Source organism: Mycobacterium sp. BMJ-28 (genome assembly GCF_054404835.1).
This window is the reverse complement of the sequence record NZ_CM136783.1, coordinates 2,906,979-2,923,137: the sequence shown is the minus strand read 5'-3', so window position 1 is coordinate 2,923,137 and position 16,159 is coordinate 2,906,979. Positions and strand designations below refer to the sequence as shown.

Below are 16,159 nucleotides of genomic sequence, written 5' to 3'. Positions count from 1 at the left end.
TCACGGTACGCCCGATCACCAGGAATTGGAACACGTTCTAGTTTACTGGTGCGCGGCGATCAGCGTGGGCCGCTCGTCGATCCACTCCCGCTGCACCAGCATCCGATGCGCGATGCGCTCCAGTGCGGCTTCGACCTGCAGCCGGTCCGGGCGCCCGTGGTAATCCGGGGACTCCGAAAGCTTTTCGACGAGCCGGCCGACGAGCGCGGCCGTCACGGCGTTCACCTGGCTGGCACCCGGCTGGGTCAGCCAGAGCCGGTCGCCGGTGCGCAACGCGTAACCGGTCTCGACGAGCCGTCCGAAGGTGGGCTCCAGCACCTCGGGAGGAACCCGCCGGTTCTCGGCGATCTCGGACAGGGTGGCCGAGCCGAAAGACTGGCTGTGCCGGTAGATCTGCACCAGCGCCCACAGCCTGGCGACGTCGAGCTCGCAGCCCCTGCTGCCGGCCAGGTTGCGCAGCCGGATCTCCGGGGAGTCCCGGAACATCCGGCCGACCGCCATCTCGAGGATGTCGTCCGGGGACTCCATGGCGGGCATGCCGAAACCGTCGCCGAGGTCGGCCGCCGATACCGCCTCGATCTCGCGCAGCGGGATCTCCTTGAGGAACAGCGACACCACGAAACCCACCGCAGCGACCGGCGCGGCGCACAGGAACACCAGACCCAGCGCACCGGCATAGGCGTCCACGATGGGCGCCGCCACCTCGACGGGCAACTCGTGCAACGCTTTCGGCGACTGCGCTGCGGCCGGCGGTGCGCCGGCCAGCAGCGCCTCCCCCACCCGCCCGGCCAGGAAGTTGGCGAACAACGACCCGAAGATGGCCGCACCGAACGAGCTGCCGATGGTCCGGAAGAAGGTCACACCGGAGGTGGCGACGCCGAGGTCGTCGAAGCGGGCGGTGTTCTGCACCACCAGCACGAGCACCTGCATGCACAAGCCGATACCGGTGCCCAGCAGGAACAGGTACACCGACTGCAGCCACACCGACGTGCCGGCGTCCATCTGGGACAGCAGTACGAAGGCGACCGACATGACCGCGGTGCCTGCGACCGGGAAGATCTTGTACCTGCCGGTGCGGCCCACGATGGCGCCGCTGCCGATCGAGGTGATGAGCATGCCCGCCACCATCGGCAGGGTGCGCAGTCCCGAGGTGGTCGCAGAGACACCGTCGACGAATTGCATGAAGGTGGGCAGGAACGTCATCGCGCCCAGCATCGCGAATCCGACGATGAACGCCAGCACGCAGCAGACGGTGAAGACCGGGCTGGCGAACAGCCTGATCGGCAGAATCGGCTCGGCGGCACGGGCTTCCACCCACACGAACGCCGCCAGGGCCGCCGCGGATCCGACGAACAAGCCGATGATGACGGGTGAGGACCACGGGTATTCGGCACCACCCCAGCTGGTCGCCAGGGTCAGACCGGCCGCGCCGATACCGACCAGCAGGATGCCCGCATAGTCGATCACGGGCTTGGCCCGGCCGGCCAGCGCCGGGATGGCCACCGTCGCCACCGCGAAGACGACGACGGCCACGGGCACGTTGATCCAGAACGCCCACCGCCAGGTCAGGTGGTCGGTGAAGAAGCCACCGAGCAGCGGCCCGATCACGGTCGTCACCCCGAACACGGCACCGAGCGCGCCCTGGTACCGGCCGCGGTCACGCAGCGGGATGACCTCGGCGATGACGGCGGTCGCGGTGACCATGATCGCGCCGCCGCCGACCCCCTGCAGGGCCCGCGCCGCGACGAGCATCGACATCGACTGCGCCAGCCCGCACAACACCGAGCCGGCGAGGAAGAAGACGATGGATGTCTGGAAGACGGTCTTGCGGCTGAACAGGTCGCCGAGCTTGCCGACGATGGCGGTGGCGATGGTCGAGGCCAGCAGATAGCTGGTCACCACCCAGGACTGGTGCCCCGCGCCACCGAGGTCGGCGACGACGGTGGGCAGGGCGGTGGCCACGATGGTCTGGTCGAGCGCCGCGAGCAGCATGCCCAGCAGGACGGCGACGAAGACGATGTTGCGTCGGCGCAGGCCGATCGCGCCCGACCCGTCGATGTCCGTCCGTACGGGTGCCTCGGTCATGGTGCCCTCCCCTGTTCACCCCGACCGAATAACTCTTAGCTTAGCTACCGAATATACGCGACCGCCGGCCGCCGACAGTACGTCGGTGGCCGGCGGTCGACCGGAGCCGGGATTACCTATTTGGGCGGACGCGCGACGCATTGCGCCGAGTACAGCGCCTCACCGAGCTTGTCCATCAGTTCCAGCTGCGTTTCCAGGTAATCGATGTGCTTCTCCTCGTCGGCCAGGATGTCCTCGAAGAGCTTGGCGGACACGGCATCCTGCTTCTCGCGGCACATGATGACGCCGGGCCGCAGCCGGGCCACCACCTCGTACTCGATCGCGAGGTCGGCCTCGAACTGCTCACGCAGCGTCTGGCCAACGCGCAGCGAGAACAACCGCTGGTAATTCGGGAGCCCGTCGAGAAGCAGAATTCGGTCGGTGATCCATTCCGCGTGGTGCATTTCTTCAATGGATTCTTCGCGCGTGTGTTGCGCTAGTTCGGAGAATCCCCAATTGTCTTGCATCTTCGAATGCAGGAAATATTGGTTGATCGCCGTGAGTTCACTGGTCAATTGCTCATTGAGCAGTTTGAGAACTTCCGGATCGCCTTGCATATCGCTCCTAAGCACCTTGAGGGCTGGTCAAGTGTTGCTATTGCCGTGCGCATCCGAATCTAGTCCAGGCCGGTCGTGGCGGCGAGTGCTTCGGCGGCGATTCCGGCCGATCCACAGCAAGTCCCGACACTCCGTAGGTGAGGCTAACCCTAGTCAGAGCAGTTTCAATGGACTGCCTGCCCTAACTAAGGCTACACTTCCCTTACTTGTGAGCGGCGCCGCCGGATGTCCGGACCGGCGCAGGGACGGAGAGGGTGCCGAATGGGCGAATATCATTTGCATTCGCTCATCCTGGCCGCCGATTATCGCGTCGCCGACCCAGAATCGATGTGGGATTCCCTGAAAGGGCGTCAGCAGTCGCTGGCGAATATCGATGCCCACCACGTCGTTCTGTACAAGTCGATCTGGGAACCCGGAAGAATTCTGGTCACCATCGGCATCTCACATCCGAATTCGGTGCGCGAGGTATTGCGCTCACCCGCGATATTCGACCTTTTCGACATCTCCGGCGTCGACGATATTCCGGCGGTCTTCGCCGGCGAGGTCGTCGAGAAGATCGACCTGTACGAACCCGACCCCGACGACGCCGACGAATCCGTCGCCGGGGTGATCGTCGGTGTGGTCACCACGGTGGACAGCGTCGAGGACCTGATGGTCAAGGTGCACGGGGCGGCCGACCGGTTCCGGCAGTCCGGTGTCCGCAAGATCTGGGTGTACCACGCATTCGACGACGGGCACGAGGTGCTCATCCTGCAGGAGATCGCCGACGAACTCAGCGCACGCCGCTGGATCGACCATCCCGACGCCGCGGCGGAGTGGATGTCGCAGGCCGGTTTCGGGGCCTACCCGTCGCTGTTCGTCGGGAAGTTCGCCCATCTCATGACGGTGGGGATCTGAGCCGATGTTCGTCTGTCTGTGTACCGGCGCCACCACCCAGGCGGTGAACGACGCGGTGGCCGCGGGGGCCACCACGTCCAAGCAGATCGCCGAGGCCTGCGGGGCTGGCTCGGACTGCGGCCGGTGCCGCCGGACGCTGCGCGCGATGCTCGCCGCGTCCCGCGAATGTCCCGTGCACGCGGCCCGGTAGGCGCGTCAGCCCCGCTTGTCCACGAACGACGCCAGCGCGTCGACATTGGCGGCCTGGCCCAGCAATTCGGCGAACAGCGCGTTCTCCCGCTCACTGGCCGCCGCGATCCCCGGCCGGATCGGTTCCAGCATGGTGTTCTTCACCGCCAGCAGACTGTTCAGCGGACGCGAGGCCAGTACGTCGGCGTGCCTGCGCGCCTCGGCCAGCAGTTCGTCGGGCTCACACACCTTGAACACCAAACCCATCCGCTGCGCCTCGGCGGCATCGATCCACTCCGAGGACAGCAGCAGCCAGGCGGCGTTCTGCCGGCCGATCAGCCGCGGCAGCAGGTACGACGAGGCCGCCTCCGGCGGCACGCCCAGGCTGGTGAACGGGCACTTCAGTCGCGCGGTGGCGGACATGAAGGCCAGATCGGCGTACCCCAGGATGGTGGCACCGATCCCCAGCCCGACACCGTTGACCGCGCAGATGAACGGTTTCGGGAAGGCCGCCAGTGCCTCGATCATGCCCCTGAAGCCGTACTTGCCGGGCTGATAATCGGGGTCGGTGACCAGCCGTTGCATCTCCACCAGGTCGTTGCCCGCGCTGAAGGCGCGGCCGGCCCCGGTCAGCAGCACGACGGACACCTCGGGGTCCTCGGCCGCGGCCAGCAGCGCCTCGGTGGTGGCGTCGTAGAGCGCCTCGCTGAACGCGTTGAGCGCCTCAGGCCGGTTCAGGGTCAGCGTGCGGACCCGGTTGTCATCCGAGATCAAAAGTGTCACGGCGACAGCGTATGCGCCGGGGCCCACAACTGATAACGACTGGTGGGCACCGTGTCGATATCGCGGTCCGCGCCGAACCTCGCGACACTGGCGGCCATCCGCCCCATCCGGTCACCCAGATCCGCGTCGTCGGCCGCCCCGAAGAACGCGTGCAGATCGGACACCGCCTCGATCGGGAACAGCTCTTCGACGATGGCGTCGATGCGCGGGGCGCCGTCGGTGAGGGCACGCACCACGGTGTTCTGGGTGTATCCGAACGTGGCCTGGGTGGCGATGGCCACCGGCGTGTGGTCGACATGCCAGCGGGTGAGCCAGGTGCCCTGGTCCAGATCGGCGGGCCTGCGCAACAGCGCGATATTGGCCAGGCCGGGGGTGCGCGCGCTCGACTGCCCGGCCGGGCCGGGCATCGGCACCGACTCGGTCACCAGATAGGCTGCCAGACAATCGCATTCGGCGGACAGCAGGTTCAGCGCCGTCGCCATGGCCGCACCGTAGTACTGCTGGGTCCAGATGCTGAGCACCGCGACGACGGGCGGGTCCAGCGTGGTGAGCGTCATCATCGAGGCCCGCACCGCGTCATCCCGGACGTTGACCGTCAATCCGGCCAAATCCAGTTCGGACAGGCCGGCGGCGACCGTGGTGCGCAACCGCTGACACCACTGCTCGTCCGCCGCGCCGCGCCGCAATGTGATCATCACCTTTTCCATCGGTCGAAAATAACAACCCGGATGACGCGAATCCCGGTTTGTCGCGGTTCCCCCGGTTGGACGCGCAAGCGTACGAGAATGACCGGATGAGCAAGGCGCGCGGCGGCGCCCTCGGGCTGACGCTGTATGAGTTCGGCGCGGTGGCGCGCAGCCTGCTCGGCGTGCTGGCGGTGGCCACCGCGGCGCTGTATCTCGATTCATCGGGGGCGGCCATCGCCGCCGGTGGCGCCGCGGCGATGGCCGGCGCCACCGCGTTACAGGACAGTCCGCGCAGCCGGATAGCGCTCGTCACCGCCGTGTCGCTGGAAATGGCACTGGCGGTGGCAGTCGGTGGATTCACCGCGGAGTGGACGCCGGTGTTCCTCGCGGTCGTCGCGGCGTGGTGCTTTCTGGCCGGCATGCAATGGGCGCTGAGCGCCAACGCCGGCATGGTCGCCGCCGGTGCCGCCGTGCTGCTCGTCACCGCGTCCCCGATCGCAGGCAGTACCGGCGCGGTGCTGACGTCGAGCGCGCTGGCCCTGCTCGGCGGGCTGGCCCAGGCGGTCCTGATCGCCGTGTGGCCGCAGCGGCGGTGGCGTGCTCAGCGCGAGGCACTGACCCGCGCCTACCGATCACTGGGGGCCGACGCCCGGCGGCTGGCCACCGAACCGGACGCCCAGGTCGACCGGCAGCCGCTGATCCGGCTGCGGGAGGCCTTCACGCTCACCGAGTCCCAGGCGCGGCGCCGGCCACCGGCCTACCGGGGCTGGTACGGACTACCGGAGCGGATCGCGGTCACTCTGAGCGCCCTCGGGCGCGACGGGACCCGCAACGAGGCCGCCGCCGACGCCTTACGGGCCGCGGCCGACCTGCTCGAGATCATTGCCCGCCGCACGCCGCGGCGCGCGATCGCACCCGCTCTGGCCAGGATGGACACCACCGCCGATGCGCTGGACGGCACGACCGCAACGGTGGCCCAACGGCTGAGCCGTCAGCTAGCGGAGGCAGTCGAACTGCGCTTCGGGCAGTTCGAACCCGAACAGGTCGCGCAGCTCCGGCGTCCCGGCCTTCCGCATTCCTGGGCGGCGGCGACCGGGCTGGTCCGGGCACAGCTGCGCTGGAGCTCCCCCATCTTCCGGCACGCCGTCCGGCTGGCGGTCGCCTGCACCGCCGGGGTGGCGATCGCCCACGCGGCCGGCGCCGAACACGGTTACTGGATCACGGTGACGGTGCTGATGGTGCTGCGCCCGGAGACCGCGCACACCTATACCCGGTGCATCGGGCGGATCACCGGTAATGCCGTCGGGGTGGTCGGCGCCTCCACCTTCACCGCGCTGCTGCACCCCGGCGGTCCCGCGGCGGCCGCACTGGCCGTGATATTCCTCGGAATTGCCTATTCGGCAACAGAATTCGGCTATGTCGCGGTCAGCGCGGCGCTGGCGGCCGCGATCATCTTCCTGCTCGACGTGAGCGGGCACGTCGACGCCGGAACCGTCGAACAACGCTGGCTGGCGACCGTCGTCGGCGGCGCGCTTGCGGTGATCGTGCACGTCGGACTGCCCGACAACGCGCTGGTCCGGCTACGTCAGCGGGCCGGCGAGCTACTGAAAACCGAGGTCGACTACGCCGCCACGGTGATCAGGGCCTTCGTGCACGAGGTCGACCATCCCGCCGAGACCTTGTCGGCCGCCTGGCAGCGCGCGGCCAGCGCCCGCACCGCGTTCGAAGCCGCCGCCGGCGCGACCAAGACCGAAGAGCCGGCGATACGGCGGTGGTTGGGCCCCTACCGTGCCTCACTGAATGCCGTCACCACCAGTTGCGCGACATTGGAAGCCACCCTGCCGGCGCACCCGTCACCCACCCTGGACCGTGAATTCATCAGTGCCATCGACGGTTACGTCAAAGCGCTGATGGGCAATCCGGCCACACCGGCCGCACCCTGGCGGGTGGACGCCGAGCAGCTGACCGCGGCCGCCGTCGCGGTGCGCGACGCCGCTGCATTACTGCGCCGGGAGCACGGCCCCGCCCGCGTGTTGGTCGCCGAGCTCGCCACCATCACCCGGATGGTGGTCGACATCGCAGCGGAAAACCCGGCGGTCAGTCCCTGGCCCACTTCGGCCGGATGAACACGCCCTCGGCCTGCACCGTCGGGCCCTGGGCGTCGGAGATCATCCCCGCCGCGAACGTCTTGACCCCTTCGGTCCGCACGATCCCGGCCTCGATGCGCAGCGCACCCAGCGGTGTCGGTCGCAGATAGCGGATGCTGATGGTGCCGGTCAGCCGTGGACTGGTGGCCGGACTGGCCGACTCACCGAGCACGTGATCGAGCAGCAGCGCGGCCACCCCGCCGTGCACATGCCCCGGCGGACCCTCATAGGCCGCGCCCAAGGTGAAATCGGCGAACACGGAGCCGTCGTCGTTGCGCTGCACCGACAGCGGCGGCGCGATCGGGTTGCGCAGCCCGACGACCGCGTTGCCCCAGGGCATCCGGTCGCCGTGCGTGGTGAACCGGACCCCGAACGGACCGTCGAGCTGCTCGGTGCGCAGCGCCGCGGTCACCGCCTGGATCTGTGCGGTGGCCGCGGCGACCACCTCCGCGGGCGCCGCCGATCGGATGGTGGCGTCGATCAGCTCGCGCACCGACTCGGTCAGCGGCCGGTAGATGGTGCGCAAGCGCTCGACGTCCTCAGCACTGAGGTCCTCGAGGGTGAAGTCCAGCATTGAAGAACTAGAACACGTTCTAGGTGTGCTGTCGAGCCCCGGGCCAGGTCCAGACGTGCAGCAATAACACGATCGACACACAGGCGTACCGCGAACGCCATCATCCTGGTGACAATCGACAGGCATGGGAACAGACGTGCACGGACCGTCGATCGGTCCGTCGATCGCCGAGATCCTCGACTCACATGCCGGCGGCACCGGTTCCCCGGTCAAGACGGCGGCCCGCGTCGCCGATGCCATCGCCGCCCGCGGTGACGACGGCACGTGGCTGTCGCGGGTGCCCCGCGACGAACTGCTGGCCGCCGCCGCCGAGATCGAGAATCGGCCCGGCGCACGGACACTTCCGCTGTACGGGGTGCCGTTCGGGGTGAAGGACAGCATCGACGTCGCCGGAGTACCCACCACACTGTCCTGCCCCGACTACGCCTATATCGCCGAACGCACCGCACCCGCCGTGCAGCGGCTGCTCGACGCGGGTGCGCTCTATGTCGGCAAGACCAATCTGGACCAGTTCGCCACCGGCCTCAACGGCACCCGCACCCCTTACACCGTGCCGCGCAGCGTATTCGGCGGCGAACTCATCTCGGGCGGGTCCAGCTCGGGATCCGCGCTGGCCGTCGCGCTGGGCCAGGTGCCGTTCGCGGTGGCCACCGACACCGCGGGCTCGGGCCGGGTACCCGCCGCCCTCAACGGCGTGGTGGGCTTCAAGCCCTCCCGTGGACTGATCAGCACCGTCGGATTGGTGCCGGCCTGCAAGTCGCTGGATTGCCTGAGCGTGATGGCGGGCTGCATCGACGACGTGGACCGGGTGTTCGACGTGATGGCCGGCCGCGACGACGCCGACGCATGGTCACGGGACCGCGGCCCGCGCCACGGCGGCGCACCCATCCGGGTCGGCCTGCCGCCGGTCGCCGAGCTGGAGTTCTTCGGGGATGACGCCATGCGCGCGGCGCATCTGGGCTTCCGGGAACAGCTGGAACGCCAGGCCGTTGTCGTCGAGGTGTCCCTTGCGCCGTTCCTGGCCGCGGGCGCGCTGTTGTACCAGGGCCCGTGGGTGGCCGAGCGCCTGGTCGAGTTCGGTGATTTCCTTGCCGCCCAACCCGATTCGATACACCCTGTGGTGCGCGACATCTTCCGCAGCGGGTTGGGCTACACCGCGGTCGACGCGTTCGCCGCGCTGCAGAAGCTACAGGATCTGAAGGCCGAAGTGGGCCGGCTGTGGCGGGGCATGGACGTCTTGGTGGTACCGACCATCGGCACCACGTTCACCGTCGAGCAGGTGCAGCACAACCCCATCGGCTGCAATACGGTTTTGGGCCACTACACACATTTCGGCAATCTGCTCGACCTGACCGGTGTCGCCGTGCCGCTCGGGGTGACCAGCGACGGCAGGCCCTTCAGCGCCATGCTGCTGGGCGCGGCGCTCAGCGACGACACCGCACTGACGTTGGCCGCCCAGATCCTCGATGAACCGAGACCCACCGCCCCCGCCGCCGTGTCAACCATCAAGGAGCAGGTATGACCAGTGTCGCGGTGCCCGCCGAGCCGTCGGTGTTCGCGCTGGTGCCGGGACGCACGGCGCTGATCGTCATCGACATGCAACGCGATTTCCTGCTGCCCGGCGGGTTCGGCGAGAGCCTGGGCAATGATGTGCACCAATTGCTGAAGGTGGTTCCGCCGCTGGCGGCGTTGATCGCCGCGGCCCGCGAGGCCGGTGTCCCGGTGATCCACACCAGGGAAGGCCACCGACCCGATCTGTCCGACTGCCCGCCGGCCAAGCTCAATCGCGGTCTGCCGTCGCAGCGCATCGGCGACCCGGGCAGATACGGGCGCATCCTCATCCGTGGCGAATACGGCCACGACATCGTCGACGAGTTGGCACCCGTCGACGGCGAGGTGGTGATCGACAAGCCCGGCAAGGGCGCGTTCTACGCCACCGAACTGCAGGACGTGCTGACCGGTGCGGGCATCACCCAGTTGCTGATCACCGGCGTCACCACCGAGGTGTGCGTGCACACCACCACCAGGGAAGCCAACGACCGGGGCTACGAATGCCTGGTGGTATCCGATTGTGTCGGTTCGTATTTCCCGGATTTTCAGCGGGTGGGGCTGGAAATGATCAAGGCCCAGGGGGGCATCTTCGGGTGGGTCGCAGATACCGCCGCGGTCATTCCCGCACTGCAGCAACTCGGCACGCACATCTCCTCACAGGTCTAGGGAGGCTCACGCCCATGTCCACCAACGTCTCCGATCCCCCGGCCGCCGACACCCCGAAGTCGGTGGTGGCCGTCCCCTGGTGGACGCGCGGGGACACCAACGCGTTCTTCGGACTGGGTTTCAACATCCTGGTCAACGTGCTCACGCTGACCGGGTTGATGATCGGGGTGATCAACGTGCCCGCCGGCGATGTGCTGGGCACCGTCCTGCCCGCACTCGGCGTGGCGCTGATCCTGGGCAACCTCTACTACACCTTCCTGGCGCGCCGGTTGGCACGCCGCGAGAATCGTTCCGACGTCACCGCGTTGCCCTACGGCCCCAGCGTGCCGCACATGTTCATCGTGGTGTTCGTGGTCATGCTGCCGGTGTATCTGAATACCAAGGACGCCACGGCGGCCTGGGCGGCCGGACTGGCGTGGGCGTTCATGATCGGCATCATCGTGATGATCGGCGCCTTCGTCGGGCCATATATCCGCACACTGACGCCGCGCGCTGCGATGCTGGGAACCCTGGCCGGCATCTCGATCACCTTCATCTCGATGCGGCCCGCGGCACAGATGTGGGAGGCGGCCTGGATCGGCCTTCCCGTGCTGGCGATCATCCTGATCGGTTTCTTCACCGATGTGAAGCTGCCGTTCGGCATCCCGGTCGGACTGGCCGCGCTGCTGGTCGGCACCGCCATCGGGTGGATCGGCGGATACATGTCCGCACCCGATGTGGGACAAGCTATTTCCGATATCGCGGTCGGGGTCCCCGATCTGCGTGTTGACCTGCTGTTCTCCGGGCTGTCGCATCTGGCGCCGCTACTGGGCACGGCGATACCGCTGGGCGTCTACAACTTCACCGAGGCGATGAGCAACGTGGAAAGCGCCGCCGCCGCCGGCGACAACTACAACCTGCGCAGTGTGCTGCTCGCCGACGGCGCGGGCGCGGTGATCGGGTCGGCGTTCGGTTCGCCCTTCCCACCCGCGGTCTACATCGGGCACCCGGGCTGGAAGGATGCCGGCGGCCGAGCCGGGTACTCGTTGGCCAGCGGTGTGGTGATCGGGATCTTCTGCTTCCTGGGCTTGTTCGGCGTGCTGGACGCATTGCTGCCGGTGCCGGCGATCGTGCCGATCCTGCTCTACATCGGTCTGCTGATCGGGGCACAAGCCTTCCAGGCGGTGCCGCGGCTGCATGCGGTCGCCGTGGTGGCGGCCCTGCTGCCCAACCTGGCGCAGTGGGCCAGCGGCCTGATCGACAACGCGCTGAACGCGGCCGGAACCTCGGCGGGCGCAGTCGGATTGGAGAAACTCAACGGCGCCGGTGTGGTCTACGAGGGCCTGCAAACCCTTGGCGAGGGTGCGGTGCTGGTGGGTCTCGTCCTCGGCACCATGGTGGCCCTCATCCTGGAGAAGAAGTTCCGGTACGCCGCCATCGCCTCGGCGGTCGGAGCCGTGCTGTCCTTCATCGGGTTGATCCATGCGCCGCAGGTGGCATGGGCGGCCAATCCCCAAGTCGCGCTGGGCTATTTGCTCTTCGGAGTCGTCTGCGCGGCGTATTCGCTGTTGCCCGGGGCCAAGGATCCGGTCACCGTCGACGAGTCCGATATCGTCGCCGGTCACTAGCGCTCAGGCGGGGACGAACGGGACCTCGGTGCCGGGCGCGAGCACGACGTAAATCCGGCGCCACGGATCGGTGTCGATGAGTTCCCACTGATGGCCCGAGCCCGTGGTGTCCTCGGCGAGCAGCACATCGCCGGGTGCCAGGGTGAACTCCTCACCGCCGCGCGTGGTGAACCGCAGTGTGCCCGCCAGCGTCACCACCAACTGGCGCACCGGCGCGGTGTGCCAGGCCAGTGATCCGCCGCCGGCGGTCTCCTCGATGGTGACGTGTGCGGCCGACATCGCCACCGACACCAAGTCGGCGTTGCGGCCCGGCGCCATGTCCAGCGCGCCCACCTCGACATGGGAGCCGCCGTCCTCGCCCGTCCACAGCCGCACGCATCTGATCATCGGCCCACGGTAGCGGTTGCGGCCGCCGCACATGGGTTCGGCTCAGGCATCTGCACAACGCTTCTCGTTGTCGTCGCCGCTGAATTATCGTGCGTGCAATGAGCACCGCCACCGAGCCGTACTACGACCTGGGTTCCTATCACCGGCCGATCGACACAGCCGAGCCGCAGGCGCAGGTCTGGTTCGACCGGGGCATGGTGTGGGCATACGCGTTCAATCACGAAGAAGCGGTGCGCTGCTTCGAACGCGCGCTCGAAGCAGACCCCGAGTTGGCCATCGCACGCTGGGCCATCGCCTACGCGGTCGGACCCAACTACAACAAGGCATGGGAGGCCTTCGATCCGGTCGATCTGGCGACCTCCCTGGCGCGGGCCCGCGCCGAACTCGCCCGCGCCGCGACCGGGCGGGCGGGCGCGCTCGAGCGGGCACTGATCGACGCGCTGGCGACGCGTTTCTGCACCGACGACCCGCATGACGGCGGCGCCCTGGAAGCCGGGCACAGCGCCTACGCCGACGCCATGGCGCAGGTGGCCGAGCGGTACCCCGACGATGTCGACGTGGCGGCGCTGGCGGCCGACGCACTGCTCAACGTGACCGCGTGGGCGTTGTGGGACAGTACAACCGGTGATCCGGCTCCCGGATCGCGGGTGCTGGCGGCCATCGCCCTGCTGGACCGGGCCCTGACCACACCGGCCGGGCGCGCGCACCCCGGGGTACTGCACCTGTACCTGCACGCGATGGAGATGTCGGCGCGCCCCGAGGACGCCCTGCCGGTGGCCGACCTGCTGCGCGATCTGGTGCCCGACGCCGGCCATCTGCAGCACATGCCCAGCCACATCGACGTGCTGTGCGGCGACTACCGCGCCTCGATACTGGCCAACCGGTCCGCGGTGCGCGCCGACCGGCAGTTCGTCCGGCGGGCGGGCCCGCTGAACTTCTACTCGCTCTACCGGGCGCACGATCTGCACTTCGTGGTGTATTCGGCGATGTTCGAAGGGCAGTCGCAGGTGGCGCTCGACGCGGCCGACGAGCTGTCCAGTCAGTTGACCCCGGACCTGCTGAGCATCCAATCCCCGCCGATGGCCGACTGGCTGGAGGCTTTCGTGCCACTGCGGGTGCATGTGCTGGTGCGATTCGGCCGCTGGGATGATCTGATCGCGACCCCTCTGCCGCAGGACCAGCAGCTGTACTGCACCACCACGGCCACCGTGCATTACGGGCGCGGCGTCGCACACGCCGCCAAGGGCCAGCTCCCGCAGGCTCGCGCCGAGCGGGCGGCGCTGGCGGCCGCGTACGCCAGGGTGCCGGACTCGCGCTATCTGTTCAACAACACCAGCCGGGACATCCTGGCCATTGCGGTGGCCATGCTGGACGGCGAGATCGCCTACCGGGAAGGCAATTTCGACGAGGCGTTCGGCCATCTCCGGACCGCGATCGCGCTCGACGACGCCCTGCCCTACGACGAGCCGTGGGGCTGGATGCAGCCGACCCGGCACGCCTACGGGGCGCTGCTACTGGAACAGGACCGCGTCGCGGAGGCGGCCGCGGTGTACGCCGCCGACCTCGGGCTGGACGCCACCCTGCGCCGATCCTGTCAGCACCCGGGCAACGTGTGGAGCCTGCACGGGTACCACGAGTGTCTGCAACGCCTGGGCCGGGATGCCGAGGCGACCATCATCGGCCAGCAGCTCGCCCTGGCCCGGGCACGCGCCGATGTCCCGGTGCTGGCGTCGTGCGCGTGCCGTCTCGATGTGGTAACGACTGCAAAAGGGTGCTGTCACTAAAGGCGCGTCTCGAGCGCGAACCCGGCCCTGGGACTAAGGTGTTGAGCAGGCAAGGGTTTCGCGCTTCGCAACGGGGCGACGGCGCGGCGACCCTCGCCGTTTGGGGGATCAGTGTCCATATCCACGTCGGCGTCCACTCACGGGTCGGACGAACGGATGACGGGCCTCGTCGACATCATCAAGTTCGCCGTTGCGGAGTCGGTGCGTTCAGCCGGTGGAACCCAGCGAGACATCGACCGCGTCGCCGTCGCGGCCGCCTACGCGGCATGGTGCTGGGGTTCCGCGTCGGCGTTCGAAACCGTCCCGCAGGTATGCCGTCAGACCTGACGCCGCACCGCCTCCGTGGCGGTGGTTCTCGCTGACCCCGCGGTCGCACTCGGGCCGCCGTGGGATCCCACCGCACGCTATCGACGACGCCGGCGCGCCCCGGTTGAGTAGGCTCCCGGTGTGGCGATCAGTGCGCAAGACCTCGAATACCTGCGCCGCTGCCTGGAACTCGCACGGACGGCGCTCGAGGACGGCGACGAGCCCTTCGGATCGGTACTGGTCGATCAGACCGGGCGGACGGTGTTCGAGGACCGCAACCGGGTCGCCGGCGGTGACGCCACCCAGCACCCGGAGTTCGCCATCGCCCGCTGGGCCGTGCACAACCTGACGCCCGACCAGCGCCGCGTGGCCACCGTCTACACCTCCGGCGAACACTGCCCGATGTGCGCGGCTGCGCACGCCTGGGTGGGACTCGGGCGCATCGTGTACGCCACGTCCTCGGCGCAGCTGAGCCGGTGGTGCGCGCAATGGGGCACCCCGCCCTCGCCGGTCGCCGCGTTGCCCATAGCCGCCGTCGCGCCCGGCGTGCGCACCGACGGACCGGCCGACGAACTCACCGAACCGATGCGCGCACTGTACGAAGCGAGGTTCCGGCCATGACCGATCCGGACTGGGTGACCCACGCGATCTGGTGGCAGCTCTACCCGCTGGGGTTCGTCGGCGCCTTCCCGGCCGACCCGCCACCGCACTCCGATGAGCACCGCCTGTTGCGCATCGTCGAATGGCTGGACCACGCCGTGGAACTGGGCTGCTCGGGTATTGCGCTGGGCCCGGTGTTCGCCTCGCGCACCCACGGCTACGACACCACCGACCACTACCGCATCGATCCCCGCCTGGGGGACGACGACGATTTCGACCGGCTGGTGCACGAGGCGCACCGGCGCGGGCTGCGGGTCCTGCTCGACGGCGTCTTCAATCATGTCGGCACCGATTTCCCGCGCTACCGGGCGGCCCTGGACGGGGGTGACGCGCACTGGTTCCGCCGCGGCAACGACGGGTTCGCGACCTTCGAGGGGCACGGCGAACTGATCGCGCTCAACCACGACCACCCCGAGGTGGTGGACTACACCGTCGGGGTCATGACGCACTGGCTGGATCGCGGCGCCGACGGCTGGCGACTGGATGCCGCCTACGCCGTACCGGACCGGTTCTGGGCGACCGTGTTGCCTGCCGTACGCGAACGCCATCCGCAGGCGTGGTTCGTCGGGGAGGTGATCCACGGCGATTACCCCGCCCAGGTGCAGGCCGCCGGTTTCGACTCGGTCACCCAGTACGAACTGTGGAAAGCGGTGTGGAGCAGCCTCAACGACGGCAATTTCCACGAGCTGGACTGGGCGCTGCAGCGGCACAACGAATTCCTGGACACCTTCGTGCCACTGACCTTCGTCGGCAACCACGACGTCACCCGGATCGCCAGCCGCTTGGATGACGCCCGCCACCTCGAACATGCCCTGGTGCTGTTGCTGACCACCGGCGGTACGCCCAGCATCTACGCCGGCGACGAATGGGGCTGGCGGGCGATCAAGGAGGAACGGGCCGGCGGCGATGACGCGGTGCGGCCCGAATTCACCTCCAAGCCAACCGAATTCAGTGACATTCAGAGACTGCACCAGTACTTGATCGGGTTGCGCCGTCGGCATCCGTGGCTGCACACCGCGCGCACCGAGGCCGTCCAGGTGGACAACACCGGGTATGTGTACCGCACCCAGGGCAGCGACGGGGAATTGACGGTGGCACTCAACGTCAGCAATGAACCGTTCCCCGTCGCATTGCCCCGGCCCGGGCGGATCACCGCCGGGTCGGGTGCCCCACCGCCGGATTTCGTTGCGGACATGGTGGTCCCGCCGCACGGTTGGGCAATCATCGAGCCGCACTGAATAAACGCCAACAACAGGCCGTCC

16 protein-coding genes are annotated in these 16,159 nt (G+C 68.4%); 10 read left to right on the top strand and 6 right to left on the bottom strand.

All coding sequences use genetic code 11. The annotated features are described in order from the left end of the window. Positions 1-42 precede the first annotated feature (42 nt). Both ACXPWS_RS14435 and bfr read right to left on the bottom strand, forming a co-directional pair. On the bottom strand, positions 43-2,085 hold the full coding sequence (locus ACXPWS_RS14435; protein ID WP_458713073.1) for an MDR family MFS transporter: 2,043 nt from the start codon (positions 2,083-2,085) through the stop codon (positions 43-45). Between the two features lie 116 nt (positions 2,086-2,201). Beyond that, a complete protein-coding gene (bfr, locus tag ACXPWS_RS14430; protein WP_458713072.1) occupies positions 2,202-2,681 on the bottom strand; it encodes a bacterioferritin in 480 nt (159 codons plus the stop codon). A gap of 261 nt (positions 2,682-2,942) precedes the next feature. Between bfr and ACXPWS_RS14425 the strand changes: the two genes are divergently transcribed. Together ACXPWS_RS14425 and ACXPWS_RS14420 are read left to right on the top strand one after the other, a co-directional pair. Next, the gene (locus ACXPWS_RS14425; protein WP_458713071.1) at positions 2,943-3,578 is read left to right on the top strand and encodes a fatty-acid--CoA ligase; all 636 of its coding nucleotides are present in this window, start codon (positions 2,943-2,945) and stop codon (positions 3,576-3,578) included. Between the two features lie 4 nt (positions 3,579-3,582). Next, positions 3,583-3,768, top strand: coding sequence for a (2Fe-2S)-binding protein (locus ACXPWS_RS14420; protein WP_458713070.1), 186 nt, complete (start codon positions 3,583-3,585; stop codon positions 3,766-3,768). A gap of 5 nt (positions 3,769-3,773) precedes the next feature. Here ACXPWS_RS14420 and ACXPWS_RS14415 read toward each other — a convergent pair whose 3' ends face one another. Together ACXPWS_RS14415 and ACXPWS_RS14410 are read right to left on the bottom strand one after the other, a co-directional pair. Further along, on the bottom strand, positions 3,774-4,529 hold the full coding sequence (locus ACXPWS_RS14415) for an enoyl-CoA hydratase/isomerase family protein (protein ID WP_458713069.1): 756 nt from the start codon (positions 4,527-4,529) through the stop codon (positions 3,774-3,776). Further along, positions 4,526-5,236 carry an EthD domain-containing protein gene (locus tag ACXPWS_RS14410; RefSeq protein ID WP_458713068.1) on the bottom strand — a complete coding sequence of 237 codons (711 nt, stop codon included), beginning with the start codon at positions 5,234-5,236 and terminating at the stop codon, positions 4,526-4,528. The genes ACXPWS_RS14415 and ACXPWS_RS14410 overlap by 4 nt, the downstream gene beginning before the upstream one ends. A gap of 86 nt (positions 5,237-5,322) precedes the next feature. On the opposite strand from ACXPWS_RS14410, the gene ACXPWS_RS14405 reads away from it, so the two are divergent. Further along, the gene (locus tag ACXPWS_RS14405) at positions 5,323-7,341 is read left to right on the top strand and encodes an FUSC family protein (protein ID WP_458713067.1); all 2,019 of its coding nucleotides are present in this window, start codon (positions 5,323-5,325) and stop codon (positions 7,339-7,341) included. Here ACXPWS_RS14405 and ACXPWS_RS14400 read toward each other — a convergent pair. Next, on the bottom strand, positions 7,313-7,936 hold the full coding sequence (locus tag ACXPWS_RS14400; protein ID WP_458713066.1) for a PaaI family thioesterase: 624 nt from the start codon (positions 7,934-7,936) through the stop codon (positions 7,313-7,315). The two genes, ACXPWS_RS14405 and ACXPWS_RS14400, sit on opposite strands and share 29 nt — an antisense overlap. A 124-nt stretch (positions 7,937-8,060) precedes the next feature. Here ACXPWS_RS14400 and ACXPWS_RS14395 point away from each other — a divergent pair, with 124 nt between their 5' ends. Genes ACXPWS_RS14395 through ACXPWS_RS14385 form a run of 3 tightly spaced genes read left to right on the top strand, consistent with a single transcriptional unit; the run spans position 8,061 to position 11,760 of the window. Continuing rightward, the gene (locus ACXPWS_RS14395; protein ID WP_458713065.1) at positions 8,061-9,458 is read left to right on the top strand and encodes an allophanate hydrolase; all 1,398 of its coding nucleotides are present in this window, start codon (positions 8,061-8,063) and stop codon (positions 9,456-9,458) included. After that, on the top strand, positions 9,455-10,153 hold the full coding sequence (locus tag ACXPWS_RS14390; RefSeq protein ID WP_458713064.1) for a cysteine hydrolase family protein: 699 nt from the start codon (positions 9,455-9,457) through the stop codon (positions 10,151-10,153). Before ACXPWS_RS14395 ends, ACXPWS_RS14390 begins: the two co-directional genes overlap by 4 nt. Before the next feature lie 14 nt (positions 10,154-10,167). Continuing rightward, entirely contained in the window at positions 10,168-11,760 is a 1,593-nt protein-coding gene (locus tag ACXPWS_RS14385) for a regulator (protein ID WP_458713063.1), read from the top strand. A 3-nt stretch (positions 11,761-11,763) separates the two neighbouring features. On the opposite strand, the gene ACXPWS_RS14380 is transcribed toward ACXPWS_RS14385, so the two are convergent. Then, positions 11,764-12,147 carry a cupin domain-containing protein gene (locus ACXPWS_RS14380; RefSeq protein WP_458713062.1) on the bottom strand — a complete coding sequence of 128 codons (384 nt, stop codon included), beginning with the start codon at positions 12,145-12,147 and terminating at the stop codon, positions 11,764-11,766. A 98-nt stretch (positions 12,148-12,245) separates the two neighbouring features. On the opposite strand from ACXPWS_RS14380, the gene ACXPWS_RS14375 reads away from it, so the two are divergent. From ACXPWS_RS14375 to ACXPWS_RS14360, 4 genes are all read left to right on the top strand, one after another. Continuing rightward, positions 12,246-13,931, top strand: coding sequence for a tetratricopeptide repeat protein (locus tag ACXPWS_RS14375; RefSeq protein ID WP_458713061.1), 1,686 nt, complete (start codon positions 12,246-12,248; stop codon positions 13,929-13,931). 156 nt (positions 13,932-14,087) lie between these two features. Continuing rightward, positions 14,088-14,258: a hypothetical protein gene (locus tag ACXPWS_RS14370; RefSeq protein WP_458713060.1), complete on the top strand. Its 171-nt coding sequence runs from the start codon at positions 14,088-14,090 to the stop codon at positions 14,256-14,258. 120 nt (positions 14,259-14,378) lie between these two features. After that, on the top strand, positions 14,379-14,858 hold the full coding sequence (locus ACXPWS_RS14365) for a nucleoside deaminase (protein WP_458713059.1): 480 nt from the start codon (positions 14,379-14,381) through the stop codon (positions 14,856-14,858). After that, entirely contained in the window at positions 14,855-16,135 is a 1,281-nt protein-coding gene (locus tag ACXPWS_RS14360) for an alpha-amylase family glycosyl hydrolase (RefSeq protein WP_458713058.1), read from the top strand. Before ACXPWS_RS14365 ends, ACXPWS_RS14360 begins: the two co-directional genes overlap by 4 nt. Positions 16,136-16,159 lie beyond the last annotated feature (24 nt).

Bases quoted from the DNA above. Each gene is read 5' to 3' on its own strand.
- ACXPWS_RS14435 (WP_458713073.1), bottom strand. From the start codon at position 2,085: ATGACCGAGGCACCCGTACGGACGGACATCGACGGGTCGGGCGCGATC.
- bfr (WP_458713072.1), bottom strand. From the start codon at position 2,681: ATGCAAGGCGATCCGGAAGTTCTCAAACTGCTCAATGAGCAATTGACC.
- ACXPWS_RS14425 (WP_458713071.1), top strand. From the start codon at position 2,943: ATGGGCGAATATCATTTGCATTCGCTCATCCTGGCCGCCGATTATCGC.
- ACXPWS_RS14420 (WP_458713070.1), top strand. From the start codon at position 3,583: ATGTTCGTCTGTCTGTGTACCGGCGCCACCACCCAGGCGGTGAACGAC.
- ACXPWS_RS14410 (WP_458713068.1), bottom strand. From the start codon at position 5,236: ATGGAAAAGGTGATGATCACATTGCGGCGCGGCGCGGCGGACGAGCAG.
- ACXPWS_RS14405 (WP_458713067.1), top strand. From the start codon at position 5,323: ATGAGCAAGGCGCGCGGCGGCGCCCTCGGGCTGACGCTGTATGAGTTC.
- ACXPWS_RS14400 (WP_458713066.1), bottom strand. From the start codon at position 7,936: ATGCTGGACTTCACCCTCGAGGACCTCAGTGCTGAGGACGTCGAGCGC.
- ACXPWS_RS14395 (WP_458713065.1), top strand. From the start codon at position 8,061: ATGGGAACAGACGTGCACGGACCGTCGATCGGTCCGTCGATCGCCGAG.
- ACXPWS_RS14390 (WP_458713064.1), top strand. From the start codon at position 9,455: ATGACCAGTGTCGCGGTGCCCGCCGAGCCGTCGGTGTTCGCGCTGGTG.
- ACXPWS_RS14385 (WP_458713063.1), top strand. From the start codon at position 10,168: ATGTCCACCAACGTCTCCGATCCCCCGGCCGCCGACACCCCGAAGTCG.
- ACXPWS_RS14380 (WP_458713062.1), bottom strand. From the start codon at position 12,147: ATGATCAGATGCGTGCGGCTGTGGACGGGCGAGGACGGCGGCTCCCAT.
- ACXPWS_RS14375 (WP_458713061.1), top strand. From the start codon at position 12,246: ATGAGCACCGCCACCGAGCCGTACTACGACCTGGGTTCCTATCACCGG.
- ACXPWS_RS14370 (WP_458713060.1), top strand. From the start codon at position 14,088: ATGACGGGCCTCGTCGACATCATCAAGTTCGCCGTTGCGGAGTCGGTG.
- ACXPWS_RS14360 (WP_458713058.1), top strand. From the start codon at position 14,855: ATGACCGATCCGGACTGGGTGACCCACGCGATCTGGTGGCAGCTCTAC.